This window comes from Brevundimonas staleyi (assembly GCF_041893865.1).
Taxonomy (GTDB): Bacteria; Pseudomonadota; Alphaproteobacteria; order Caulobacterales; family Caulobacteraceae; genus Brevundimonas; species Brevundimonas staleyi.
Window position 1 is genome coordinate 2423689 of sequence record NZ_CP169082.1, and the last position, 20581, is coordinate 2444269.

Consider the following 20581-nt stretch of genomic DNA (forward strand, 5'->3'; position numbering starts at 1 on the left):
TTAGGACTCCACGGCTTCGGCTTCGACCGGCGCCGAGGCGCCGTCGTTGCGGCGGCCCATCAGGTCGGCGACCTTCTTGCCACGCTTCGAAGCGACCTGACGCGGCGACGACTGGACCTTGAGGGCTTCGAACGTCGCACGGATCATGTTGTAGGGGTTCGACGAGCCGGTCGACTTGGCCACGACGTCATGGACGCCGAGGGTTTCGAGCACGGCGCGCATCGGACCGCCCGCGATGACGCCGGTTCCCGGAGGGGCGGCGCGCATCATGATCTTGCCGGCGCCCCAACGGCCAGCGCCGTCGTGGTGCAGGGTGCGGTTCTCGCGCAGCGGAACGCGGATCATCGTCTTCTTGGCTTCTTCGGTCGCCTTGCGGATGGCTTCCGGCACTTCGCGCGCCTTGCCGTGACCGAAGCCGACGCGACCCTTGCCGTCACCGACGACCATCAGGGCTGCGAAGCTGAAGCGACGGCCGCCTTTGACGGTGGCCGCGACGCGGTTGATGTGGACCAGCTTTTCGACGATGTCCGAATCCGGACCTTCGGCGACAGCGGGGTTGTTGCGATTGTCGCGACGGTCGCGGCGTTCGCCGCCTTGTCCGCCGCCACGCTGAGGAGCTTGCGCCATCTGTGCGGTCCTTAGAAGTTCAGGCCGGCTTCACGCGCGGCATCCGCCAGCGCCTTCACCCGTCCATGATAGATGTAGCCGCCGCGGTCGAAGACCACGTCCGTCACGCCCTTTTCCAGAGCACGCTCGGCGACCAGCTTGCCGATCTTGGCAGCGGCCTCGACGTTCGAACCGCTTGCGCCCTTGCCGCCTTCCAGCGACGAGGCGGCGGCCACCGTGACGCCGTTGGCGTCGTCGATGACCTGGGCCGAGATGTTCTTGTCCGAACGGTAGACCGACAGACGCAGGCGGCCGTTGGCCACGGCCTTGAGGCGGCGACGGTTGCGCTCGGTGCGCTTCTTGGCTTGTTGTTGCAGAGAAAGAGCCATGACTTACTTCTTCTTGCCTTCCTTGCGACGGACCTTCTCGCCCGCGTAACGGACGCCCTTGCCCTTGTAGGGCTCCGGCGGACGCAGCTTGCGGATGTTGGCGGCCAGCTCGCCGACGACTTGCTTGTCGGGACCCGAGATCTTGATCTCGGTCTGCTTCGGCACCGCGAAGGTCACGCCGGCCGGAGCCTTGATGTCCACTTCGTGCGAGAAGCCGAGTTGCAGCGACAGGTCGTTGCCCTTCATGGCGGCGCGGTAACCCACGCCGACCAGTTCCAGCGAACGCTCGAAGCCGGTGGTGACGCCGGTGACCATGTTGTCCAGCAGCGTGCGCGACAGACCCCACATGGCGCGAGCGCGCTGGGTGTCGGTGCGCAGCACCAGGTTCAGTTCATCGCCTTCGTGCTTGACCTCGACTTCGTCGGCCACGGTCCACGAACGCTCGGCCTTGGGGCCTTTCACGGTCACGGTCTGGCCGTCGATGGTGACGGTCACGCCTTTCGGCACGGTGATGGGACGTTTTCCGATACGGGACATTCTTAGTAGACCCTGCAGAGGACTTCGCCGCCGACGTTGGCGTCGCGAGCAGCGGCGTCGGACATGACGCCCTTCGAAGTCGAAAGGATCGAGATGCCCAGGCCGTTCTTGACCGGCTTCAGATCGGTGATCGCCGAATAGACGCGGCGGCCCGGCTTGGACACGCGAGCGATTTCAGCGATGACCGGCTGGCCGTCGAAGTACTTGAGCTCGATCTCGAACTGCGGGAACTCGCCGGGGTTTTGAACCAGCGAATAGCCGCGGATGTAGCCTTCGTCCTGCAGCACGTCGAGGACGCGCTGGCGCAGACGGGAGGCCGGGGTGAGCACTTTGGAACGCTTGCGCATCGCCGCGTTCTTCATGCGAGCGATCATGTCGCTCAGGGGATCGTTGATCATCATGTCTGTCGCTCCCCTTACCAGCTGGACTTCGTCAGGCCCGGGATCTGACCCAGGTTGCCGAGTTCACGCAGGGCGATCCGGCTCATCTTGAGCTTGCGATAGAAGGCGCGCGGACGGCCCGTCACTTCGCAGCGGTTACGGATACGGACGGCGGCCGAGTTACGCGGCAGCTCGGCCAGCTTCAGGCGGGCGTCGAAACGCTCTTCCAGAGGCAGGCTCTCGTCGTTGGCGGTCGCCTTGAGGGCGGCCCGCTTCGCGGCATACTTCGCAACCAGGGCCTTGACGGCTTCGTTGCGGTTTACGGCGCTTTTCTTTGCCATTTTGCTTTTCCCTTCCCGCTCAGTTCTTCACGAACGGGAACTTGAACTCGGTCAGAAGCGCGCGCGCTTCGTCATCGGTCCTGGCCGTGGTGCAGACGATGATGTCCATGCCCCACATCTGGTCGATCTGGTCGTAGTTGATCTCCGGGAACACGATGTGCTCCTTCAGACCCATGGCGTAGTTGCCACGACCGTCGAACGACGTCGGCTTGAGGCCACGGAAGTCCTTCACGCGCGGCAGGGCGATCGTGATCAGACGGTCCAGGAACTCATACATCTGGTCGCCGCGCAGGGTGACCTTGCCGCCGATGACCATGCCTTCGCGCAGTTTGAAGCCGGCGATGGAGTTGCGGGCCTTGGTCGGCACGGCCTTCTGACCGGCGATGGCCGTCAGATCCTTGAGGGCCGCGTTGACCTTCTTGGAGTCCGCGACGGCTTCGCCGACGCCCATGTTCAGGACGATCTTGTCCAGCTTGGGCATCTGCATCGGGTTCGTGTAGCCGAACTTCTCGGTCATCACGCCCTTGATGCGCTCGACGTACTCGGTCTTGAGGCGCGGAGTGTACTTGGTGTCAGCCATTAGATGACGTCTCCCGTGGTCTTGGCGAAGCGCACCTTGGCGTCGCCCTCGACGCGGAAGCCGACGCGGGTCGCCTTGCCGTTGGCGTCGGCGACAGCGACGTTCGACAGGTGAAGCGAGGCTTCCTTGTTCTTGATGCCGCCCTGCGGGTCACCCTGGGTCGGACGCGTGTGGCGCTGAACCATGTTGATGCCCTGAACCAGGACGCGGTTTTCGGTCGGAAGGACCTTCAGGACTTCGCCGGTACGGCCCTTGTCCTTGCCGGTCAGGACGACGACGCGGTCGCCCTTCTTGATCTTGGCGGCCATGGTTACAGGACCTCCGGGGCCAGCGAGATGATCTTCATGTGGTTCTTGGCGCGCAGTTCGCGAGGAACCGGGCCAAAGATCCGCGTGCCGACCGGCTCGTTCTGCTTGTTGACGATGACGGCGGCCGACTTGTCGAAGCGGATGACCGAACCGTCCTTGCGTTGGATGTCCTTGGCGGTGCGCACGACGATGGCGCGAACCACTTCACCCTTCTTCACGCGACCGCGCGGAATGGCTTCCTTGACCGAGGCGACAATGGTGTCGCCCACCGAGGCGTAGCGACGCTTAGCGCCGCCCAGCACCTTGATGCACATGACCCGGCGGGCGCCCGAATTATCGGCCACTTCCAGGTTAGTTTGCATCTGGATCATAGTGTCAGATCCTTCTGATTACGAGGCCGAGGCCGGGGCGTCCTTGGACAGGACCTCCCAGCGCTTCAGCTTGGACTTGGGGGCGCACTCACGAATGCGAGCGACATCGCCTTCCTTGAAGGCGTTGGACTCATCGTGGGCGTGGTACTTCTTGGACAGGCGCACGATCTTCTTCATGACCGGGTGCAGCAGCGTGCGTTGGACGACGACGACGACAGTCTTGTCGCCCTTGTCGGACACAACCACACCTTCCAGGATACGTTTGGGCATGGTGTTTCCTTACGAGGCCGAACGCTTCTCACGCAGAAGCGTGGAGATGCGAGCGATGTCTTTGCGGACTTCACCGACGCGGTGAGTCTTTTCCATTTGGCCGGTGGCCGCCTGGAAGCGCAGGTTGAATTGCTCTTTCTTGAGCGACAGCAGCTGGTCGCCCAGCTGGTCGGTCGTCTGCGAGCGGAGATCAGCGATCTTGGTCATCAGGCGGCGGCCTCCGTATGGGCGATGCCGGCGTCGAGGCGGGTGACCACCTTGGTGCGGACCGGCAGCTTGGCGGCGCCCAGACGCAGGGCTTCGCGAGCCACGTCGTCGGCAACGCCGTCGATTTCGAACAGGATGCGTCCCGGGTGGCAGCGGGCCGCCCAGTGGTCGACGGCGCCCTTGCCCTTACCCATCCGGACTTCGGCCGGCTTGCCCGTGACGGGCAGGTCGGGGAAGACGCGGATCCAGACGCGGCCCTGACGCTTCATCTGGCGGGTGATCGCGCGGCGAGCCGCTTCGATCTGACGCGCGGTGATGCGTTCCGGCTCCAGGGTCTTCAGGCCGTACGAACCGAAGTTCAGCGAGAAGCCACCCTTGGCGGCGCCGTGGATACGGCCCTTGAAGGCCTTCCGGTACTTGGTTTTCTTAGGCTGCAGCATGTTCCTTAGCCCTCACGGCCACGGCGGGGACCACGGTCGCCGCGCGGGCCACCACGTTCACGGCCTTCGTTGGACGACGGACCAGCGGCTTCCTGAGCCCAGCGCTTGTCTTGGGCCATCGGGTCGTGCTCGAGCACTTCGCCTTTGAACACCCAGACTTTGACGCCGATGATGCCGTAGGTCGTCTTGGCTTCGATGAAGCCGTAGTCGATGTCGGCGCGCAGCGTGTGGAGCGGCACGCGACCTTCGCGGTACCATTCCATACGGGCGATTTCAGCACCGCCGAGACGGCCCGAAACGTTGATCCGGATGCCCTTGGCACCCAGACGGATGGCCGACTGCATCGCGCGCTTCATGGCGCGGCGGAAGGCGATACGGCGTTCCAGCTGCTGCGCGATGTTCTCGGCGATCAGCTGCGAGTCCGTTTCCGGCTTGCGGACCTCGACGATGTTCAGGTGAACTTCGCCTTCGGTGCGGGCCGAGATGTCCTTGCGCAGCTTCTCGATGTCAGCGCCCTTCTTGCCGATCACGACGCCCGGACGGGCGGCATAGATCGTCACGCGGCACTTCTTGTGCGGACGCTCGATGATGATGCGCGACACGCCGGCGGCGTTCAGGCGTTCCTTGAGCCACGTACGCAGCTTCAGGTCCTGGTGCAGCAGACGCGAGTAGGTCGCGCCGTCGGCGAACCAACGGCTGTCCCACGTGCGGTTCACGCCGAGGCGGAAACCGATCGGATTGATTTTCTGACCCATATCAGGCGGCCTCGCCGGCTTCACGGACCACGATGGTGATCTCGCTGAACGGTTTCAGGATACGCGACGAGCGACCACGAGCACGGCTCGCGAAACGCTTCATCACCAGGTTCTTGCCCACGAAGGCCTCGGACACGATCAGGTTGTCGATGTCGAGGTTGTGGTTGTTCTCGGCGTTGGAAACGGCCGAGTACAGGACCTTGCGAACGTCGTCCGAGATGCGCTTGCGGCTGAACTCCAGCTCGTTCAGCGCGCGCTGCACGGGCAGGCCACGGATCGAGGCGGCGACCAGGTTCAGCTTCTGAGGGCTGATCCGGACGTTCGTCAGCTTGGCGCGAGCTTCGGTTTCACCGACGCGGCGGGTGTTGTTGGTCTTGGGCATCTTACTTCCGCTTCGCTTTCTTGTCCGCGGCGTGGCCGGGGAACGAACGGGTCGGCGAGAACTCGCCGAACTTCATGCCGACCATGTCCTCGTTCACGTGCACGGGGACGTGCTTGTGACCGTTGTGGACGCCGAACGTCAGGCCCACGAACTGCGGCAGGATGGTGGAGCGGCGCGACCAGGTCTTGATCACGTCCTTGCGGCCCGACGTCGAAACGGCGTCGGCCTTCTTGAGCAGATACCCGTCGACGAACGGGCCTTTCCAGGAGGAACGAGCCATCTTTAGCGAGCCTTCTTAACGTGGCGGGTACGGATGATGAACTTGTCCGTCGCCTTGTTCTTGCGGGTGCGGGTGCCCTTGGTGTCCTTGCCCCACGGCGTAACCGGGGTACGACCACCAGAGGTCCGGCCTTCACCACCACCATGCGGGTGGTCGATCGGGTTCATGGCGACGCCGCGAACGTGCGGACGCCAGCCCATGTGACGAACGCGACCGGCCTTGCCGAGGTTCTGGTTCATGTGGTCGGCGTTCGAAACGGCGCCAACCGTGGCCATGCAGCCGTCCAGGACCATGCGCAGCTCGCCCGAGCCGAGACGGATCTGGGCGTAGCCCTGATCGCGACCGACCAGCTGGGCGTAGGCGCCGGCCGAACGGGCCAGCTGGGCGCCCTTGCCCGGCTTCATTTCCACGCAGTGGATGATGGTGCCGACCGGGATCGAGCGCAGCGGCATGGCGTTGCCCGGCTTCACGTCGGTCTTCTCGCCGGCCACGATCGTGTCGCCCGCCTTCAGGCGTTGCGGCGCGATGATGTAGGCCTTTTCGCCGTCCTCATAGGTGATGAGAGCGATGAAGGCGGTGCGGTTCGGGTCGTACTCAAGACGCTCGACGGTCGCCGTCTGGAACTTGCGACGCTTGAAGTCGATCTTGCGGTACAGCGTCTTGGCGCCGCCGCCGCGGAAGCGGACGGCGATACGACCACCAGCGCCCCGGCCGCCCGACTTGGTCAGGCCTTCGGTCAGCGACTTCTCGGGGCGGCCCTTGTGCAGCTCCGAACGGTCGATCAGCACCAGGGCGCGGCGGCCCGGCGAAGTCGGATTATAGGTCTTCAAAGCCATGTGCTCAGAGCCCCGTCGTGACGTCGATCGACTGGCCTTCGGCCAGGGTCACGATCGCTTTTTTGATGTCGACCCGACGGCCTTGGATGCCGCGGAAGCGCTTGGTCTTGCCCTTTTGGACCAGGGTGTTGACCTTCAGGACGTTGACCTTGAACAGGCTTTCGACCGCAGCGGCGATCTCGTCCTTGGTCGAGGTTCCGGCAACGCGGAAGACGACCTTGTTTTGCTCCGACAGGATCGTCGCCTTCTCGGTGATGATCGGCGACAGGATCGTGTCGTAGTGTTTTGCGGTGGGTTGGGCAGCCATTACGCGGCGTCCTTCTCGGCTTGCTCGCGACGCGACGGCGTGTAGTCGGCGTAGCGGGCTTCGATCGCTTCCACGGCGGCCTTCGAGAGCACCAGTTTGTCGGCGCGCAGGATGTCGTAGACGTTCAGGCCGGCGTTCGGCAGCACGTGGATCTGCGGGATGTTGCGCGAGGCCAAGGCGAAATTCTCGTCGACCTCGGGGCCGGCGATGATCAGCGTCTTGGTCCAGCCCAGCTTGCCGAAGGTCTCACGCAGGGCCGAGGTCTTGGCGTCCTTGACCGTCAGGGCGTCGACGACGACCAGGTCGCCGGACTTCGCCTTGGAGGACAGGGCGTGACGCAGGGCCAGGGCGCGGACCTTCTTGGGCAGGTCGAAGCCGTGATCACGGACGACCGGACCGAAGGCGCGCGAACCGCCGACGAACTGCGGGGCACGACGCGAACCGTGACGAGCGCCGCCGGTGCCCTTCTGCTTGTACATCTTCTTGCCCGTACGAGAGTTCTCGTTGCGGGTTTGAACCTTGTGGGTGCCGGCGCGGCGCTTGGCCAGCTGCCAGTTGACGTAGCGGGCCAGCAGGTCGCCGCGAATGTCGGTGATGCCGAAGACGGCGTCCGACAGTTCAACGTCGCCCGAGGCCTTGCCGTCGAGTTTGATGACCGAGAGTTTCATTACGCTTCACCGCCTTCGGTGGCTTCGGCGGCCGGAGCGGCTTCAGCGGGGGTCTCGGCGGCGGCCGGAGCGGCAGCGGAGCCCTTGGTCTTGAACGAACCTGGGAACGGCACGCCGTCGAACGGCTTCTTGTGCGCGTCCTTGACCTTGACCCACGTACCTTCGTGACCCGGGACGGCGCCCTTGATCATGATCAGGCCGCGCTCGGCGTCCACGCGGACGACGGTCAGGTTCTGGGTAGTGACGATCTCGGTCCCGTAGTGACCGGCCATCTTCTTGCCCTTGAAGGTCTTGCCCGGGTCCTGACGGTTACCCGTCGAGCCGTGCGAGCGGTGCGACAGCGACACGCCGTGCGTGGCGCGCAGACCGCCGAAGTTCCAGCGCTTCATGGCGCCAGCGAAGCCCTTACCGATCGTCTCGGCCTGGACGTCGACCTTCTGGCCGGCGACGAAGTGATCGGCCGACAGGGTCGCACCGATGTCGATCAGCGCGTCGTCGGACACGCGGAACTCGGTGACGTAGTGCTTGGGCTCGACTTCCGCGTTCGCGAAGGTCGTGCGTTGAGCCTTATTGGTGTTCTTTGCCTTCTTGGCCCCAGCGCCCAGCTGCAGGGCGACGTAGCCGTCCCGCTCCTGAGTGCGTTGGCCGACGACCTGACAGTCGTCGAGCTGAAGCACAGTGACCGGAACGTGCGCGCCGTCTTCGGCGAACACGCGGGTCATGCCCAGCTTCTTGGCGATCACGCCCGTGCGCATATCGGATCCCGCCTTTGTTTCTTAGATCTTGATTTCGACGTCGACGCCGGCGGACAGGTCGAGCTTCATGAGCGCGTCCACGGTCTGCGGGGTCGGATCGACGATGTCGAGGACACGCTTGTGCGTGCGGATTTCAAACTGCTCGCGCGACTTCTTATCGACGTGCGGCGAGCGGTTCACGGTGAACTTTTCGATCAGGGTCGGCAGCGGAATCGGACCGCGAACGGTCGCGCCGGTGCGCTTGGCCGTGTTCACGATCTCGCGCGTCGAAAAGTCGAGGACGCGGTGATCAAAGGCCTTGAGCCTGATGCGGATGCTTTGATCCATATCGGTCGTATTTCCCAAGCAGGCGAACCTGCGTCCTGTGAACCATTTCAAAGACCGGAGCCCAAGGGTCGAGACCCTTCAGGTACGCACTTCGCAAAAACGATCGGCCCACGCAGTCCCCCGCGAAGGCCGTGAAGTCCCAAGAAGCTGCAAAGAACAGGTACTTAGGTCGTTCCTGCGAACTGCGTCTGCGGTTGCCCGCACAGCCAGTCCAACAAGAGTTGGCGCTTATGCCGATTGATTCCGATTTGGTCAAGCGGACAAAGGACGACGGGGCGACTTTCTCTCGCCCGCCAGGCGATCAGTTCTCGCCTTCCCAGATCGGGTCGATCGGCGCCTGTCCACCGGTAACCGCATAGCGGTCTCCATTGGCCGATGCACGCGGGACCAGGGTGCGCGTCGCCGGGTCCAGCCCCCAGGCCAGACGGCACTCCTCGCGCTCGTCGTTGCACGTCCCGTGATGGAAGCGCCCCTCGAACCGGGCCTCGCCCTCAACCATCGAGAAGGTCAGGCCGTCGAACACCTGGCGGTCGAACAGGCGGACCAGGTTCTGGCCGTGGGTCAGGTAGACGGTATAGCGACAGCCGCCGGTACCGCAGAACTGGCTGCTGTCCGGCCACTTCACGACCCAGTCGTTGGCCCCATCCCCGTTGACGTCCACGGCGCTGACTACTCCCTCGGGCGGCGCGCTCAACAGCGGCGGCCGGTTCGTCGGGTCCTCGGGGTCATTATAGAAGTCGTTGAGCTGGCTGATCACATACCAGTTCAGGCCGGCGGGCGGCTTCGTCCCCGCCTGATCCACCATCGCGCAGCCTGTCAGCGCCAGGACGGCGGCGGTGGCGAAGAGGGTTCGGATCATGGTCGCATCCCGGCCGGCGCAATCCGGCGAGGCCACTCTGACACCGCCGTTCGATTTCTCTCGCTTCGATTTCTGACTCGAAGCCGGGCCGATTGCATCCTCCATTTTGACGACCCCGGACGGCAAGACGGCCCGGGCGGTTCCACGCACCCGAGCCGTCTCTTTTCAGCAGACTGAGTTCAGGAGGCTCAGTTGCCGATTCTCACCCGGCCTCCGCCCATGACGGACTGCGAGACGGAACCCAGGACGCGGCCGACGCGGACGTCGCCGCCGCCGACCAGGCTGGCGTCCAGGCTGGCGACCGTGCCGGTCACGGTGATGTTGCCCGATCCGGCAATGGAGGCATCCAGCGGGCCTGCGTCGCCGGTGACGGTGATGTCGCCCGAGCCGCCGACGGCCGCATCGACCGAGCGGGGGCGGCCGCCGTTGACGCGGATGTCGCCCGAACCGCCGATGGCGGCCTCGACATCGCCCGAGGCGCTGGCGACGATGATCGTGCCCGAGCCGTCGATGGAGGCGTCCAGGTCGCCGGTCGCGCCGGCGGTGATGTTGCCCGAGCCGCCGATGGCGGCCTCAAGGCGGGCCGAGGTCCCGGCGCGGATGCCGCCCGAGCCGCCGATGGACAGGTCGGCCGAGCCCGAGGTGTTGGCCACGGTCCAGTCGCCGCACCCGCCGGCGCCCAGTTCGATGGAGGTCGCGCCGCGACCGATGGAGCCGTAGACGGCCGAATGCTCGGTCGAGATATCGACGGCGGGCGGAGTGCGGACGACGATCAGCGGCGCGTCGGAGACGTTGATCCGGCCGTGGCCGCGGACTTCGACGGAGGCGCCCTCCCCCGGCTGGCGGGCGTTGGCGGGGCCGCTCTGGCAGCGGCGGAAGGCGTTCCGGCCCAGTTCGCCGTTGATACGGACCTCGTTGCCGGTGCGCGAAACGGTCGGGCGCGGCAGGCCCGACGTGCCGGATTCGACTTCAACGGCGATGTCCGAACGGTTCTCGACGATCACGACCACGCGGGCGGCGGCGTAGCGGATGCGGACTTCCTGCTCGGCCTTGGCCGAGGCCGGGGCGGCGGCGCCGAGGGCGGCCATGAGGGCGACGGATGCGGCGGCGGTGGCGAAGGCTTTCATGTCTGGGTTTCCTCTCCTGAACGAGGAGGAACCTGACCCCGGGATGAACGGAAGTCAGTTTAACTCGACGTCATGACCTCGAATTCACCCTCTGACGGCGGGCCGATCCCCGTGGCGCGGGGATCGGAGCCGGACTGTGAATTCGCGGTAAGGCGCGAGATCAGGCCCGCAGGGCCCCTGCCCCGTCCTCGGCACCCGCTTCCGGGGTGAAGTCGCGCTCGAAATGCTCGATCCGGCTCTTCAGACCGCCGACGCGACGGAGCGCCAGGGAGGCGGCCCAGCGCGCGGCCAGCTCCGGCGTCGACATGCCGTCGGTGAAGCGCGGACGCCCTCCCCGGCTGCGGATCACGGCGTTGGTGTAGATGGCGCCGTTCCGGAACCGCGTGGGCCAGGTCTGGAAGTCCATCGACAGGGAGACGCAGAACTTGTCGAGGTTCTCCACCCGGTGCGGCGCATAGAGGGGCCAGGTCAGGGCCTCGCCCGGCTCCAGATCCATGACCTGGGCGTCCGCCTCGAAGGCGCGGGTGTAGGGCAGTTCCTCGGTCGTCTGGCGCGCCACGACCCGCTCCATCGCCGCCTCGGGCAGATGGGCCTCGTCGCCCGGATATATAAAGAGACGCTTGCGACCCCTGAGGTGGAACAGCACCACCCCGGCGGCGTCGAAATGATAGGGCACCTTGGCGACCGGCGAGGAGATGATCAGCTGGCCGGCGTTGGTCACGGCCCGCATGCCGGGATAGGTCGCCTGGATCTTGGCGAACTCGCCCATGGCGGCGTTCCACAGGGCCGGACAGCCCTTCTCGGCCTGACGCAGGTTGACCCACAGCCGTCCGGCCTGGATCGCGGCCAGAAGCTGGTCGCCCGTCAGTCCGCCGCGCGCGCCAGTGCGAAGGCTGACCTGACCCTCGTCGTCGTAGTCGTAGAGGTTGATGTCGAACAGCTCCGCCGGATAGCGGTGCAGGATCTCGGCCAGGGCTTCGTCGGTGGCGAAGCCCTGGGCCACCAGACCGTGGGGGTGCTTCTTCGCCTGATCGATCGGGCCGGGATAGCGGGTGCGGCGGCCGAGGCCCGAAGTCGTCGTGTTCTGGATCATGCTCATCTCGATCAGGCGGCGTGACGCGCGCCGCTCACCTTCTTCATGGCCGCGCCGGCGGCGGCGACCGCGCCCATCAGGCGGTTGGCGGGGGTGACCTCGCAGGCCTCGATGGCGGCCCAGCGACGGCGCACGCTGGTGCGGATTCGCTCGCCCTTGCCGTTCCCTGCGCTGTTCAGCAGGCCCACGGCCGCGTCCGACAGCATGGCCCCGACGCCGGGACGCAGGATCACGGCCTCGCGCACGCTCTGCGTCGCATTGCAGAAATACTTCTTGTAGCCCTCGCCGCCGAAGCCGAAGTCGAAGACCCGGAAACCGGCCGCGCAGCCCAGACGCATGGTGTCCATGGTCAGCAGGATGCCGGGGGAACAGCGCGCCAGCTCGGGCACATAGGCCGGGAACCAGAAATGGTAGCGGTCGCCAGCGTGCAGCGAATATTCGATGGCCGTCAGCCTGTCCCCGGCCCACAGCGCCGCCATCGACGCGCCGAAATCCTCGTGCTCCGAAGCCATCAGGGCGTGCAGCAGATCGCGGGTCCAGCCGCAGGCGAAGATGTCGTGGCGGTTGGTGCGGGCGTACTGGTCGCGCTTCAGCTGGATCAGGACGTCGAGCAGTTCGGGGTCGCGGATGCCGCGCTCGACCCGGATCGGACCCAGCTCGGTCTCCAGGCTGCGACGGGCGCGTTCCTTGTCCTTGAAGTATTTGCCCCAGGTGGTGCGGCGCTCGGCGTACCAGGCGTCGTAGCCCTCCTCCGGCGTGACGGTCATCAGGGTCTCGCGCAGCTCCCCGACGCCCGACGGCCCGACCCAGGCCGAGACGTTCAGGCGCGGCGCGTTCAGCAGCTGGGCCACGGTCGCCAGCGACGGCGCCTCGCCCGGCATGGCGATGACGCCGTGATAGTCGTTCATCGGGGCGCCCAGAGGCTGGATCGCCGATCCGCGTCGCTGGTGCGGGAAATAGCCGATGGTCTTGCCGCCCTGGCTCAGGATCGCCACGGCCGCGTCCGGGCTGATCCTCGCGGCGATCTCGGTGAACTCCCAGCGGAAATAGGGGCTGGCCAGATCGGGGTTGGCCTCGACCATGGCCCGCCACAGGACCCGGTCGGCGACCGTCAGCTGGTCCGCCTTCACGACCTCGATCTGCAACTCTGCAGCCATTCCCGTCTCTCCGACCCACGCCGTGAGGCGGCGCGTTCTCGCAGGCTCCTCTACGCCCGCGCCCGTTTCGGGACGGTGTAGCCGCATGGTGAACGAAACCTTGGTCGGGAGCCGGGATCGGGCTGGAGCGTTCGGCTCCCTACAGGAGCTTGACCATGACCGATCCCGCCCGCGCCCCGCGCCAGACCGAGAACGAGAACCAGCGTCCCGCCGGCGACGGTCAGCCGCCGCGCCCCGCCACCGAGCCGTCGGGATCGAAGGGTTCGTCCAACTCCGGCGAGACCGCGACCGATCCGGCGACGGGCAAGCCGAACAGATAATCGCCGCCGGATCGCGCGGGGCCGGACTCCAAAACACCGTCCGAAGCGTCCGAAGAGTCCGAAGCGTTCGGGTCCGTCGCGTCGTCGGCCCGATCGTCCTTCAGCCGCCAGCGGATGGCCTCGAAGCGTTCCATGTCGCTCTCGAGCTCGGCGTCGACCTCGGCCATGGTCAGTTCGACGCGCCGCCAGCGCAGGGCCTCGGCGGCATCGCCCCGCATGACCGCCCGCATCATCCGCCGATGGGCGATATAGCCGAGCTCGACGAACTCGACCTTGTCGAGGTCGCCGCCGACGCGCAGCTCCAGATCCGCGCCCTCGTCCCACGGGTCCAGCCGGTCCGGCGGAGACCAGGGTCGATCGGAGCGCCGCCACCCGTCCCGCGCCGCCCGCGCGCGAAGCGCGCTCAAGCCCACCCCGTACCGCCGACAGCAATCCCGCGCCGACCAGCCGGCCAGATAGTCCTTCCGCACGCGGGTCCAGACATCGTCCGGCGGCGAATGCCGTCCATGGGGTTCCTCGATCATGTTCGTCTCCCGATGAAAGGAGACAGTGTGAGGGGGTTTCGGGGGACGTTAGGTATTTCGGGTCTTAAAAGATCGGGGCTTTGAAATCGCGAGGGAAATCGGGGGATGCTTTGCCAATTACCGGGCTTCCCTTCTCCCCTTGCGGGAGAAGGTGGCGGGCGAAGCCCGACGGATGAGGGGTACGAGGATGCAGGCGAGATCGGCTGAGCAGACGCTCATCGGTGAGATCTGCGGTCACCCCTCATCCGACCTCGCCTGCGGCTCGGCCACCTTCTCCCGCAAGGGGAGAAGGACAAAGAAAAAGGCCCCCCGGATCGCTCCAGCGGGCCTTTTCAGATCGATCCGAAGATCGGTCTTCTTTTACTCGACGATCTTGGCGACGACGCCGGCGCCGACGGTGCGGCCGCCTTCACGGATGGCGAAGCGGAGCTTCTCTTCCATGGCGATCGGCGTGATCAGTTCGACGTTCAGCTCGGCGTTGTCGCCCGGCATGATCATCTCGACGCCTTCCTTCAGCTGCACGATGCCCGTCACGTCGGTCGTGCGGAAGTAGAACTGCGGGCGGTAGTTGGTGAAGAACGGCGTGTGACGGCCGCCCTCTTCCTTGGTCAGGATGTAGGCTTCGGCCAGGAACTTGGTGTGCGGGGTGATCGAACCCGGCTTGCACAGAACCTGACCGCGCTCGACGTCTTCACGCTTGGTGCCGCGCAGCAGGACGCCGACGTTGTCACCGGCTTGACCTTGATCCAGCAGCTTGCGGAACATTTCGACGCCCGTGCAGGTCGTCTTCTGGACCGGACGGATGCCGACGATCTCGACTTCCTCACCGACCTTGACGATACCGCGCTCGACGCGACCGGTGACCACGGTGCCGCGGCCCGAGATCGAGAAGACGTCTTCCACCGGCATCAGGAACGGCATGTCGACCGGACGTTCCGGCTGCGGGATGTAGTCGTCGACGGTCTGCATCAGGGCCAGAACCTGCTGTTCGCCGATTTCCGGGTTCACGCCGTCGGTCGCGGCCTTGGCCGAGCCCATGGTGATCGGAATGTCGTCGCCCGGGAACTGGTAGGACGAAAGCAGCTCGCGCACTTCCATCTCGACGAGCTCCAGCAGCTCCTTGTCGTCGACCAGGTCGACCTTGTTCATGAAGACCACCAGGGCCGGCACGCCGACCTGACGGGCCAGCAGGATGTGCTCGCGGGTCTGCGGCATCGGGCCGTCGGCGGCCGACACCACCAGGATCGCGCCGTCCATCTGGGCGGCGCCGGTGATCATGTTCTTCACATAGTCGGCGTGGCCGGGGCAGTCGACGTGCGCGTAGTGACGGTTGGCCGTCTCATACTCGACGTGCGCCGTGTTGATCGTGATGCCGCGGGCCTTTTCTTCCGGCGCGGCGTCGATGTCGGCGTAGTTCATCGCCTTGGCGCCGCCGGCCTTCGCCAGCGTCATCGTGATCGCCGCCGTCAGCGTCGTCTTGCCGTGGTCAACGTGACCGATCGTGCCGATGTTGCAGTGCGGCTTGGTGCGTTCGAACTTTTCCTTGGCCATGGCCAAACTCCTGATGGCCCGGGTTGAGGGGCGCTGTGTGCTGTCAAAAACCTGGAGCGGGTAGACGGAATCGAACCGACATATTCAGCTTGGAAGGCTGCTGTACTACCATTGTACTATACCCGCACGGAGACGGCCTCAGGTCCCCGGCTTCCGTGAGGAAACCGGACCCTCGACCGCCGACCCGATGTGGGGTCCGATCCGTCGTTTCGAAAGCGCGTGGTGGGGGAAGAAGGACTCGAACCTTCGAAGCTTACGCAGGGGATTTACAGTCCCCCCCCTTTGCCGCTCGGGACATTCCCCCAGCGCGTTTTCGAACCAATCGGACACAAAGGCTTTCGGTCTCTGACACGCCTGAGATAGAGGGTGCGCCAGACCCGAAAGCCCTAGGGCTCCAAATCGGAGGGCGTCTTATAGTGTCGAGAAATCCAGAACGCAACGACCGGAAACAGGGCAAATTTGCGCCCGGAAAAACCGGTGATCGGGGGCGCAAATCCGGGGCCTTCGATGGGTCGAAGGACGGTCCCGACCGGGGAGGCTGGAACCCCAATCCGCCCAGCAAGGGCTTCAGCGCCAACGCCCCCAGATCCAGTGGCGGCGGGCGTGGCAAGGCGGATGCCAACGACTTCCTGTGGGGTCGCCACCCGGTGATGGCGGCGCTAGAGAACCCGGCGCGCAAGGGCACCGGCCGGCTGCTGGCGACCGCCGATCGCGCCGCCGAGCTGGAACGCGACGGCATTCCGAACAAGCACAAGGTCGAGGTAATCGATTCGCTGGCGCTGGAGCGGATGCTGCCCGCCGGCGCCGTGCATCAGGGCCTGGCCTTCAAGGTTCAGCCGCTGGAGGGCGTCTCTCTGGAAGACCTCGCCGAGCCGGCCGAGGGAATCATCGTCATGCTGGACCAGCTGACGGACACCCAGAATGTCGGCGCCATCTTCCGTTCGGCCCTCGCCTTCGGGGCGCGGGGAATCATCGTGCAGGACCGGCACTCTCCGGTTCTGGCCGGAGCGCTCGCCAAGGCGGCGGCGGGGGCGACCGAACGCCTGCCGTGCGCGCGGGTGACGAATCTGTCTCGCGCGCTCGAGACGCTCGCCGATCTGGGCTGGCGCGCGGTCGGGCTGGACGGGTCTTCGGACGAGACGCTGGAGAGCGCGCTCGATAACCGGCCGACGGTTCTGGTCATGGGATCGGAGGGCGACGGGATTCGCCGACTGGTCGCCGAACACTGCGACGTGCTGGCGAGAATCCCCATGCCGGGCGGGTTCGAGAGCCTGAACGTGTCGAACGCGGCGGCCATCGCTCTGTATGAGGCGTCGCGCAAGCAAAGGGACTGATGCGGCGTCTTGGCGCAGCGTCATGCTGACGCTAGAGACCGATCATGGAATTCTTCAGCTCTCCCGAACTCGCCAGCCAGTTGACCGCCCTCGGGCAGGTCCTGGCCATCGACCTGGTCCTGGCAGGCGACAACGCCGTGGCCGTGGGCCTAGCCGCCGCCGCCCTGCCGGTCGAACAACGCCGCAAGGCGATTTTGGTCGGTCTGGCCGCGGCCGTGGTGCTGCGGATCCTGTTCGCCCTGATCACGGTGCAGCTGCTGGCCATCGTGGGCCTGTTGCTGGCGGGCGGAGTTCTGCTGCTGTGGGTCTGCTGGAAGATGTGGCGCGAGCTGCGCGAACAGGCGACGCACGATCAGGCCGAGGCCCAGCACGAGCTGGAATTGGCCATGGCCATCGAGCACGGCAAGGGACCGACGCCGGAAGAGCTGGGCCTGAAGCGCAAGACCTTCGGCGCCGCCCTGCTGCAGATCATGATCGCCGACGTGACCATGTCGCTGGACAATGTGCTGGCCGTGGCCGGCGCGGCGCACGAGCATCCGTGGATCATGGTCTTCGGCCTGGTGCTGTCGATCGCCCTGATGGGTCTGGCCGCCACCTTCATCGCCAAGCTGCTGAACAAGTACCGCTGGATCGGCTACGTCGGTCTGGTCATCGTCCTGTACGTCGCCGTTCACATGATCTGGGACGGCGCGCGCTCGGTCGTGGTGCGGACCGGCAATCTGGAACAATTCAACGCCTCGGCCCCCGGCTTCCTCGAGATCTCGGACGAAGAGGTGGACAAGTTCATGAAGGGCGTCCGCAGCGAGGACAGCCACCTGCCCGGTCGCGGCGCGCCCCTGACGTCGTCCGATGCGCCGCCGCCGGTGACTTCCACCGCGCCGGCTCCGGCCGTAGCCTCTCCGGAACCGGCCAAGGCGGAGTAGTCGTCAGGGCCCCTTCACGGAGCCTGTCGATGAGCGTCCTTCTGATGTCCCTGCTGCTGGCCGGCCCCATGGCGCCGGCCGCCGAACCCCTGCCCGTCGCCATGAGCCAAGGCGCGGTTCGCGCCGTACCGACCGGGGATCCGCAGCGGCGCGTCCTGCTGGATGCGATCCGCCCGGCTATCGAGGACCACATCGGCCAGCCGGTGCAGTTCGTGGTCGATACGCTTCAGGTCCAGGGCGACTGGGCCTTCTACGCCGGGCGAATCCAGCAGCCGAACGGCCGCCCCATCGACTTCTCGCGCACGCCTTATGCCGAGGCGCTGGAGGAAGGGATGTTCGACGGGCCGTCCACCTATGCCCTGCTGCGGCGGACCGGATCGAGCTGGCGGCTGGTGGACTGGGTCGTGGGACCGACGGACGTGACCTATGCGGGCTGGCCGGGCGAATACGGCGCGCCGGAAAGCCTGTTCGAATAATCAGACGCCGCGCAGCCAGCCGGTGACCGACACCCGGTCGGCGCCGGCGGACAGGGCGACCTGGGTCACCGAATGGGGCGCGGGCACCTTCAGGAGGTTCAGGGTGTTGAAGCGCGGCGTGAAGGCCTCGGCGACATTGCCCTCGGCGTCGTGGAAGGCCAGGAGGCCGCCCCAGTCGATGCGCCAGCCGGGCGTCAGGCCCAGCACATAGGCGTAGAAGCGGTTCTTCCCTTCCGCCGTATCGTCGTGCTCGGTCAGGAAGTGACCCTTGCGGAAGCGGGTCACCTGGGCGTCGGCCATGGCCAGACGGGGCTCGCCCGTCGCTTCACGCATCAGGCGCAGGAAGGCCTCGCCGTTCAGGAAGGCGACCAGATCGGCCCAGACCGGCGCGGCGGTTCCGGCCTCGGCCATGTCGTAGATTGGGTGGTTGTCGAACAGGTACTGGAACTGATCGGTGGCAGAGGCCTGGATGGCTTCGCCCAGCGTCTGACGCTGCTGCGGTTCCAGCGAGTGCAGCCAGGCGGCGGGGAAGTCGACGTGGCCGGTCGAGCGGCGCGTGACGACATTGTAGTCGGCGCCCCCGGCCTCGGTCCGCAGATGGTCCGCGTAGGCGGGGGTCAGGAGGTCGTGCAGCTGGGCCCTGCCGGTCGTGGCCAGCCGGGCCCGAACGGCGGAAAGGGTCGCCGGCGAATGGCCCGCCAGCGCCGGCGTCACTGCGCCCCTCCGAACCGCTCCGACCACTCGGCGACCTGAACGTCCTCGATCTTCTTGAACAGGACCTCGGCGGCGGCGACGGTCTGGCCGCGCGGCAGGCGGTCGAGGATCGCTTCATCGGCGGCGGGCCAGCTCAGGTCCGTCTCGCCGACGGTCGCGGCGATCTTCTCGGCCGAGAAGGGCATGACCGGGGCGGCGATGCGGGCGAACAGGGCGACGAGGTTCAGGCCGGTGCGCACGCCCACGGCGGAGCGTTCGACATCCGTCTTGAAGGCGGTCCAGGGCGCGGCTTCCTGAAGGTACTCGTTGCCCAGCACCCAGACGGCGCGCAGGGCCTGACAGGCCTTCCTGAACTCCATCGCCTCGAAGGCTTCGGTCGCCTCGGCCAGCCCCGCGCGGACATCCGCCTCCAGCTTCTCTTCCAGCGGGCCGGGTTCGCCGCCCTCGGGCACAACGCCGTCGAACTTCGACTCGGCGAATTTGACGATGCGGTTGACGAAATTGCCCAGGACGTCGGCCAGGTCCTTGTTGGTCGAGGCCTGGAAATCCTCCCAGGTGAAGGCCGAGTCGGAATGTTCCGGCCCATAGGCCGTCAGGCGCCAGCGCCAGTAGTCGGCGGGCAGCAGCTCCAGCGCCTGATCCATGAAGACGCCGCGCTTCTGGGACGTCGAGAACTTCCCGCCGTACCAGTTCAACCAGTTGAAGGCCTTCAGCGTGTCGACCGTCTTCCACGGCTCGCCGGAGCCCAGAATGGTCGCGGGGAAGCTGACCGTGTGGAAGGCGACGTTGTCCTTGCCCATGAACTGGACGTAGCGGACGTCGTCCGCGCCCTCGTCCAGACGCCACCAGTCGCGCCAGGTCGTGCCGTTGGCCTCGGCCCATTCCTCGGTCGCGCCGATGTATTCGATGGGGGCGTCGAACCAGACGTAAAAGACCTTGCCCTCCATGCCCGCCCGCGGGCCGCCGTCCGGACCGACCACCGGCACGCCCCACTTCAGGTCGCGGGTGATGCCCCGGTCGATCAGGCCTTCATCGAGATGTTTCAGCGCGATGGAGCGGGCCAGCGTCTGCCAGTCCGACTTCGACTCGATCCACTCGCGGATGCGGCCCTCGATCTTGGTCTGCAGCAGATAGAGGTGGCGGGTGTCGCGGACCTCGAGGTTGGTCGAACCCGAGACCGACGAATAGGGAGCGATCAGGTCGGTCGGGTCCAGCAGACGGCCGCAGTTGTCGCACTGGTCGCCGCGCGCGCCGACGTGGCCGCAGTGGGGGCAGGTTCCCTCGACATAGCGGTCGGGCAGGAAGCGCTGGTCGTCGATCGAATAGATCATCCGGTCGACGCGTTCCTCGATCAGGCCGTTGTCCTCCAGCACCTTGGCGAAATGCTGGGTCAGGCGACGGTTGGGCGCGTTCGAGGAGCGGCCGAACCAGTCGTAGCTGAGGCCGAACGCCTCCCCTGCCCGCTTCTGGATCTCGTGCTGCTCGTCGCAATAGGTCTGGACGTCCTGACCGGCGGCGGCGGCGGCGAGCTCGGCGGGGGTTCCGTGCTCGTCGGTGGCGCAGATGTAGAGGGTCTCATGGCCCTGGGCGCGCTTGAAGCGGGCGTACACATCGGCGGGCAGCATGGAGCCCGCGAGATTCCCCAGATGCTTGATGCCGTTGATGTACGGCAGCGCCGAGGTGATCAGGATGCGGGCCATGGGTTTCCGGTCGTTGGAGGAAGCCGTGGGATATAGAGTGGCGACGGCGCGGCGTCACCCCGCC

Annotated in this window: 30 protein-coding genes and 2 tRNA genes; 3 read left to right on the forward strand and 29 right to left on the reverse strand. The window is 66.2% G+C overall.

Going from position 1 to position 20581, the window contains the following annotated elements:
• From rpsE to ACETK8_RS12465, 27 genes are all read right to left on the reverse strand, one after another.
• Positions 1-627: a 30S ribosomal protein S5 gene (rpsE, locus tag ACETK8_RS12335; RefSeq protein WP_374036221.1), complete on the reverse strand. Its 627-nt coding sequence runs from the start codon at positions 625-627 to the stop codon at positions 1-3.
• Positions 628-638: 11 nt separating this feature from the next.
• The gene (gene rplR / locus ACETK8_RS12340) at positions 639-995 is read right to left on the reverse strand and encodes a 50S ribosomal protein L18 (protein WP_374036222.1); all 357 of its coding nucleotides are present in this window, start codon (positions 993-995) and stop codon (positions 639-641) included.
• 3 nt (positions 996-998) lie between these two features.
• Positions 999-1532, reverse strand: coding sequence for a 50S ribosomal protein L6 (gene rplF / locus ACETK8_RS12345; RefSeq protein WP_374036223.1), 534 nt, complete (start codon positions 1530-1532; stop codon positions 999-1001).
• A 2-nt stretch (positions 1533-1534) separates the two neighbouring features.
• Positions 1535-1933, reverse strand: a complete 399-nt coding sequence (gene rpsH, locus ACETK8_RS12350; protein ID WP_271085879.1) for a 30S ribosomal protein S8 — start codon at positions 1931-1933, stop codon at positions 1535-1537.
• A gap of 14 nt (positions 1934-1947) precedes the next feature.
• A complete protein-coding gene (gene rpsN, locus ACETK8_RS12355) occupies positions 1948-2253 on the reverse strand; it encodes a 30S ribosomal protein S14 (protein ID WP_271085878.1) in 306 nt (101 codons plus the stop codon).
• A gap of 19 nt (positions 2254-2272) precedes the next feature.
• Positions 2273-2833, reverse strand: coding sequence for a 50S ribosomal protein L5 (rplE, locus tag ACETK8_RS12360; protein WP_374036224.1), 561 nt, complete (start codon positions 2831-2833; stop codon positions 2273-2275).
• A complete protein-coding gene (gene rplX, locus ACETK8_RS12365; RefSeq protein ID WP_374036225.1) occupies positions 2833-3141 on the reverse strand; it encodes a 50S ribosomal protein L24 in 309 nt (102 codons plus the stop codon). The genes rplE and rplX overlap by 1 nt, the downstream gene beginning before the upstream one ends.
• Positions 3142-3143: 2 nt before the next feature.
• Complete coding sequence (rplN, locus tag ACETK8_RS12370; RefSeq protein WP_077354965.1) at positions 3144-3512, reverse strand: 50S ribosomal protein L14; 369 nt, start codon at positions 3510-3512, stop codon at positions 3144-3146.
• A gap of 18 nt (positions 3513-3530) precedes the next feature.
• Entirely contained in the window at positions 3531-3782 is a 252-nt protein-coding gene (gene rpsQ, locus ACETK8_RS12375; protein WP_374036226.1) for a 30S ribosomal protein S17, read from the reverse strand.
• Positions 3783-3791: 9 nt separating this feature from the next.
• On the reverse strand, positions 3792-3989 hold the full coding sequence (gene rpmC / locus ACETK8_RS12380; protein WP_209322806.1) for a 50S ribosomal protein L29: 198 nt from the start codon (positions 3987-3989) through the stop codon (positions 3792-3794).
• The gene (rplP, locus tag ACETK8_RS12385) at positions 3989-4429 is read right to left on the reverse strand and encodes a 50S ribosomal protein L16 (protein ID WP_374036227.1); all 441 of its coding nucleotides are present in this window, start codon (positions 4427-4429) and stop codon (positions 3989-3991) included. Before rplP ends, rpmC begins: the two co-directional genes overlap by 1 nt.
• Positions 4430-4434: 5 nt before the next feature.
• Entirely contained in the window at positions 4435-5184 is a 750-nt protein-coding gene (gene rpsC, locus ACETK8_RS12390; RefSeq protein WP_374036228.1) for a 30S ribosomal protein S3, read from the reverse strand.
• Position 5185: 1 nt separating this feature from the next.
• Positions 5186-5566 carry a 50S ribosomal protein L22 gene (rplV, locus tag ACETK8_RS12395; RefSeq protein WP_271085872.1) on the reverse strand — a complete coding sequence of 127 codons (381 nt, stop codon included), beginning with the start codon at positions 5564-5566 and terminating at the stop codon, positions 5186-5188.
• Position 5567: 1 nt separating this feature from the next.
• Positions 5568-5846 carry a 30S ribosomal protein S19 gene (rpsS, locus tag ACETK8_RS12400; protein ID WP_374036229.1) on the reverse strand — a complete coding sequence of 93 codons (279 nt, stop codon included), beginning with the start codon at positions 5844-5846 and terminating at the stop codon, positions 5568-5570.
• Between the two features lie 2 nt (positions 5847-5848).
• Positions 5849-6682: a 50S ribosomal protein L2 gene (gene rplB / locus ACETK8_RS12405; RefSeq protein WP_374036230.1), complete on the reverse strand. Its 834-nt coding sequence runs from the start codon at positions 6680-6682 to the stop codon at positions 5849-5851.
• 4 nt (positions 6683-6686) lie between these two features.
• Positions 6687-6989, reverse strand: coding sequence for a 50S ribosomal protein L23 (locus tag ACETK8_RS12410; protein ID WP_374036231.1), 303 nt, complete (start codon positions 6987-6989; stop codon positions 6687-6689).
• Positions 6989-7657 carry a 50S ribosomal protein L4 gene (gene rplD, locus ACETK8_RS12415; RefSeq protein ID WP_374036232.1) on the reverse strand — a complete coding sequence of 223 codons (669 nt, stop codon included), beginning with the start codon at positions 7655-7657 and terminating at the stop codon, positions 6989-6991. The genes ACETK8_RS12410 and rplD overlap by 1 nt, the downstream gene beginning before the upstream one ends.
• Entirely contained in the window at positions 7657-8412 is a 756-nt protein-coding gene (gene rplC / locus ACETK8_RS12420; RefSeq protein ID WP_374036233.1) for a 50S ribosomal protein L3, read from the reverse strand. Before rplC ends, rplD begins: the two co-directional genes overlap by 1 nt.
• Positions 8413-8433: 21 nt before the next feature.
• Positions 8434-8739: a 30S ribosomal protein S10 gene (gene rpsJ / locus ACETK8_RS12425; protein WP_003164367.1), complete on the reverse strand. Its 306-nt coding sequence runs from the start codon at positions 8737-8739 to the stop codon at positions 8434-8436.
• Between the two features lie 301 nt (positions 8740-9040).
• Complete coding sequence (locus tag ACETK8_RS12430) at positions 9041-9598, reverse strand: hypothetical protein (protein WP_374036234.1); 558 nt, start codon at positions 9596-9598, stop codon at positions 9041-9043.
• 188 nt (positions 9599-9786) lie between these two features.
• Positions 9787-10725, reverse strand: a complete 939-nt coding sequence (locus ACETK8_RS12435; protein WP_374036235.1) for a GIN domain-containing protein — start codon at positions 10723-10725, stop codon at positions 9787-9789.
• Between the two features lie 160 nt (positions 10726-10885).
• Positions 10886-11818: a cupin-like domain-containing protein gene (locus ACETK8_RS12440; protein WP_374036236.1), complete on the reverse strand. Its 933-nt coding sequence runs from the start codon at positions 11816-11818 to the stop codon at positions 10886-10888.
• An 11-nt stretch (positions 11819-11829) separates the two neighbouring features.
• Positions 11830-12975, reverse strand: a complete 1146-nt coding sequence (locus tag ACETK8_RS12445) for a GNAT family N-acetyltransferase (protein WP_374036237.1) — start codon at positions 12973-12975, stop codon at positions 11830-11832.
• Between the two features lie 220 nt (positions 12976-13195).
• Positions 13196-13819, reverse strand: a complete 624-nt coding sequence (locus tag ACETK8_RS12450) for a hypothetical protein (RefSeq protein WP_374036238.1) — start codon at positions 13817-13819, stop codon at positions 13196-13198.
• A 360-nt stretch (positions 13820-14179) separates the two neighbouring features.
• A complete protein-coding gene (gene tuf, locus ACETK8_RS12455) occupies positions 14180-15370 on the reverse strand; it encodes an elongation factor Tu (protein ID WP_374036239.1) in 1191 nt (396 codons plus the stop codon).
• Between the two features lie 52 nt (positions 15371-15422).
• Positions 15423-15496: transfer RNA gene (locus tag ACETK8_RS12460), tRNA-Gly, on the reverse strand.
• A 94-nt stretch (positions 15497-15590) separates the two neighbouring features.
• Positions 15591-15674: transfer RNA gene (locus ACETK8_RS12465), tRNA-Tyr, on the reverse strand.
• 112 nt (positions 15675-15786) lie between these two features.
• Here ACETK8_RS12465 and rlmB point away from each other — a divergent pair.
• The 3 genes from rlmB to ACETK8_RS12480 are packed head-to-tail and all read left to right on the forward strand — an operon-like array spanning position 15787 to position 18103.
• Positions 15787-16704 (forward strand): 23S rRNA (guanosine(2251)-2'-O)-methyltransferase RlmB, encoded by a 918-nt coding sequence (gene rlmB, locus ACETK8_RS12470; protein WP_374036240.1) that lies wholly within the window; start codon positions 15787-15789, stop codon positions 16702-16704.
• Between the two features lie 44 nt (positions 16705-16748).
• On the forward strand, positions 16749-17627 hold the full coding sequence (locus ACETK8_RS12475) for a TerC family protein (protein WP_374036241.1): 879 nt from the start codon (positions 16749-16751) through the stop codon (positions 17625-17627).
• A 29-nt stretch (positions 17628-17656) separates the two neighbouring features.
• The gene (locus ACETK8_RS12480) at positions 17657-18103 is read left to right on the forward strand and encodes a hypothetical protein (protein WP_374036242.1); all 447 of its coding nucleotides are present in this window, start codon (positions 17657-17659) and stop codon (positions 18101-18103) included.
• On the opposite strand, the gene ACETK8_RS12485 is transcribed toward ACETK8_RS12480, so the two are convergent.
• Together ACETK8_RS12485 and metG are read right to left on the reverse strand one after the other, a co-directional pair.
• The gene (locus ACETK8_RS12485; RefSeq protein ID WP_374036243.1) at positions 18104-18817 is read right to left on the reverse strand and encodes a 2OG-Fe(II) oxygenase; all 714 of its coding nucleotides are present in this window, start codon (positions 18815-18817) and stop codon (positions 18104-18106) included. It lies immediately after the preceding gene.
• Positions 18814-20517, reverse strand: a complete 1704-nt coding sequence (metG, locus tag ACETK8_RS12490) for a methionine--tRNA ligase (protein ID WP_374036244.1) — start codon at positions 20515-20517, stop codon at positions 18814-18816. Before metG ends, ACETK8_RS12485 begins: the two co-directional genes overlap by 4 nt.
• Positions 20518-20581: the final 64 nt, after the last annotated feature.

Excerpts from the sequence above, each read along its gene's own strand:
- rpsE (WP_374036221.1), bottom strand. The coding sequence starts at position 627 with ATGGCGCAAGCTCCTCAGCGTGGCGGCGGACAAGGCGGCGAACGCCGC.
- rplR (WP_374036222.1), bottom strand. The coding sequence starts at position 995 with ATGGCTCTTTCTCTGCAACAACAAGCCAAGAAGCGCACCGAGCGCAAC.
- rplF (WP_374036223.1), bottom strand. The coding sequence starts at position 1,532 with ATGTCCCGTATCGGAAAACGTCCCATCACCGTGCCGAAAGGCGTGACC.
- rpsH (WP_271085879.1), bottom strand. The coding sequence starts at position 1,933 with ATGATGATCAACGATCCCCTGAGCGACATGATCGCTCGCATGAAGAAC.
- rpsN (WP_271085878.1), bottom strand. The coding sequence starts at position 2,253 with ATGGCAAAGAAAAGCGCCGTAAACCGCAACGAAGCCGTCAAGGCCCTG.
- rplE (WP_374036224.1), bottom strand. The coding sequence starts at position 2,833 with ATGGCTGACACCAAGTACACTCCGCGCCTCAAGACCGAGTACGTCGAG.
- rplX (WP_374036225.1), bottom strand. The coding sequence starts at position 3,141 with ATGGCCGCCAAGATCAAGAAGGGCGACCGCGTCGTCGTCCTGACCGGC.
- rplN (WP_077354965.1), bottom strand. The coding sequence starts at position 3,512 with ATGATCCAGATGCAAACTAACCTGGAAGTGGCCGATAATTCGGGCGCC.
- rpsQ (WP_374036226.1), bottom strand. The coding sequence starts at position 3,782 with ATGCCCAAACGTATCCTGGAAGGTGTGGTTGTGTCCGACAAGGGCGAC.
- rpmC (WP_209322806.1), bottom strand. The coding sequence starts at position 3,989 with ATGACCAAGATCGCTGATCTCCGCTCGCAGACGACCGACCAGCTGGGC.
- rplP (WP_374036227.1), bottom strand. The coding sequence starts at position 4,429 with ATGCTGCAGCCTAAGAAAACCAAGTACCGGAAGGCCTTCAAGGGCCGT.
- rpsC (WP_374036228.1), bottom strand. The coding sequence starts at position 5,184 with ATGGGTCAGAAAATCAATCCGATCGGTTTCCGCCTCGGCGTGAACCGC.
- rplV (WP_271085872.1), bottom strand. The coding sequence starts at position 5,566 with ATGCCCAAGACCAACAACACCCGCCGCGTCGGTGAAACCGAAGCTCGC.
- rpsS (WP_374036229.1), bottom strand. The coding sequence starts at position 5,846 with ATGGCTCGTTCCTCCTGGAAAGGCCCGTTCGTCGACGGGTATCTGCTC.
- rplB (WP_374036230.1), bottom strand. The coding sequence starts at position 6,682 with ATGGCTTTGAAGACCTATAATCCGACTTCGCCGGGCCGCCGCGCCCTG.
- ACETK8_RS12410 (WP_374036231.1), bottom strand. The coding sequence starts at position 6,989 with ATGGCTGCCCAACCCACCGCAAAACACTACGACACGATCCTGTCGCCG.
- rplD (WP_374036232.1), bottom strand. The coding sequence starts at position 7,657 with ATGAAACTCTCGGTCATCAAACTCGACGGCAAGGCCTCGGGCGACGTT.
- rplC (WP_374036233.1), bottom strand. The coding sequence starts at position 8,412 with ATGCGCACGGGCGTGATCGCCAAGAAGCTGGGCATGACCCGCGTGTTC.
- rpsJ (WP_003164367.1), bottom strand. The coding sequence starts at position 8,739 with ATGGATCAAAGCATCCGCATCAGGCTCAAGGCCTTTGATCACCGCGTC.
- ACETK8_RS12430 (WP_374036234.1), bottom strand. The coding sequence starts at position 9,598 with ATGATCCGAACCCTCTTCGCCACCGCCGCCGTCCTGGCGCTGACAGGC.
- ACETK8_RS12435 (WP_374036235.1), bottom strand. The coding sequence starts at position 10,725 with ATGAAAGCCTTCGCCACCGCCGCCGCATCCGTCGCCCTCATGGCCGCC.
- ACETK8_RS12440 (WP_374036236.1), bottom strand. The coding sequence starts at position 11,818 with ATGATCCAGAACACGACGACTTCGGGCCTCGGCCGCCGCACCCGCTAT.
- ACETK8_RS12445 (WP_374036237.1), bottom strand. The coding sequence starts at position 12,975 with ATGGCTGCAGAGTTGCAGATCGAGGTCGTGAAGGCGGACCAGCTGACG.
- ACETK8_RS12450 (WP_374036238.1), bottom strand. The coding sequence starts at position 13,819 with ATGATCGAGGAACCCCATGGACGGCATTCGCCGCCGGACGATGTCTGG.
- tuf (WP_374036239.1), bottom strand. The coding sequence starts at position 15,370 with ATGGCCAAGGAAAAGTTCGAACGCACCAAGCCGCACTGCAACATCGGC.
- ACETK8_RS12475 (WP_374036241.1), top strand. The coding sequence starts at position 16,749 with ATGGAATTCTTCAGCTCTCCCGAACTCGCCAGCCAGTTGACCGCCCTC.
- ACETK8_RS12480 (WP_374036242.1), top strand. The coding sequence starts at position 17,657 with ATGAGCGTCCTTCTGATGTCCCTGCTGCTGGCCGGCCCCATGGCGCCG.
- metG (WP_374036244.1), bottom strand. The coding sequence starts at position 20,517 with ATGGCCCGCATCCTGATCACCTCGGCGCTGCCGTACATCAACGGCATC.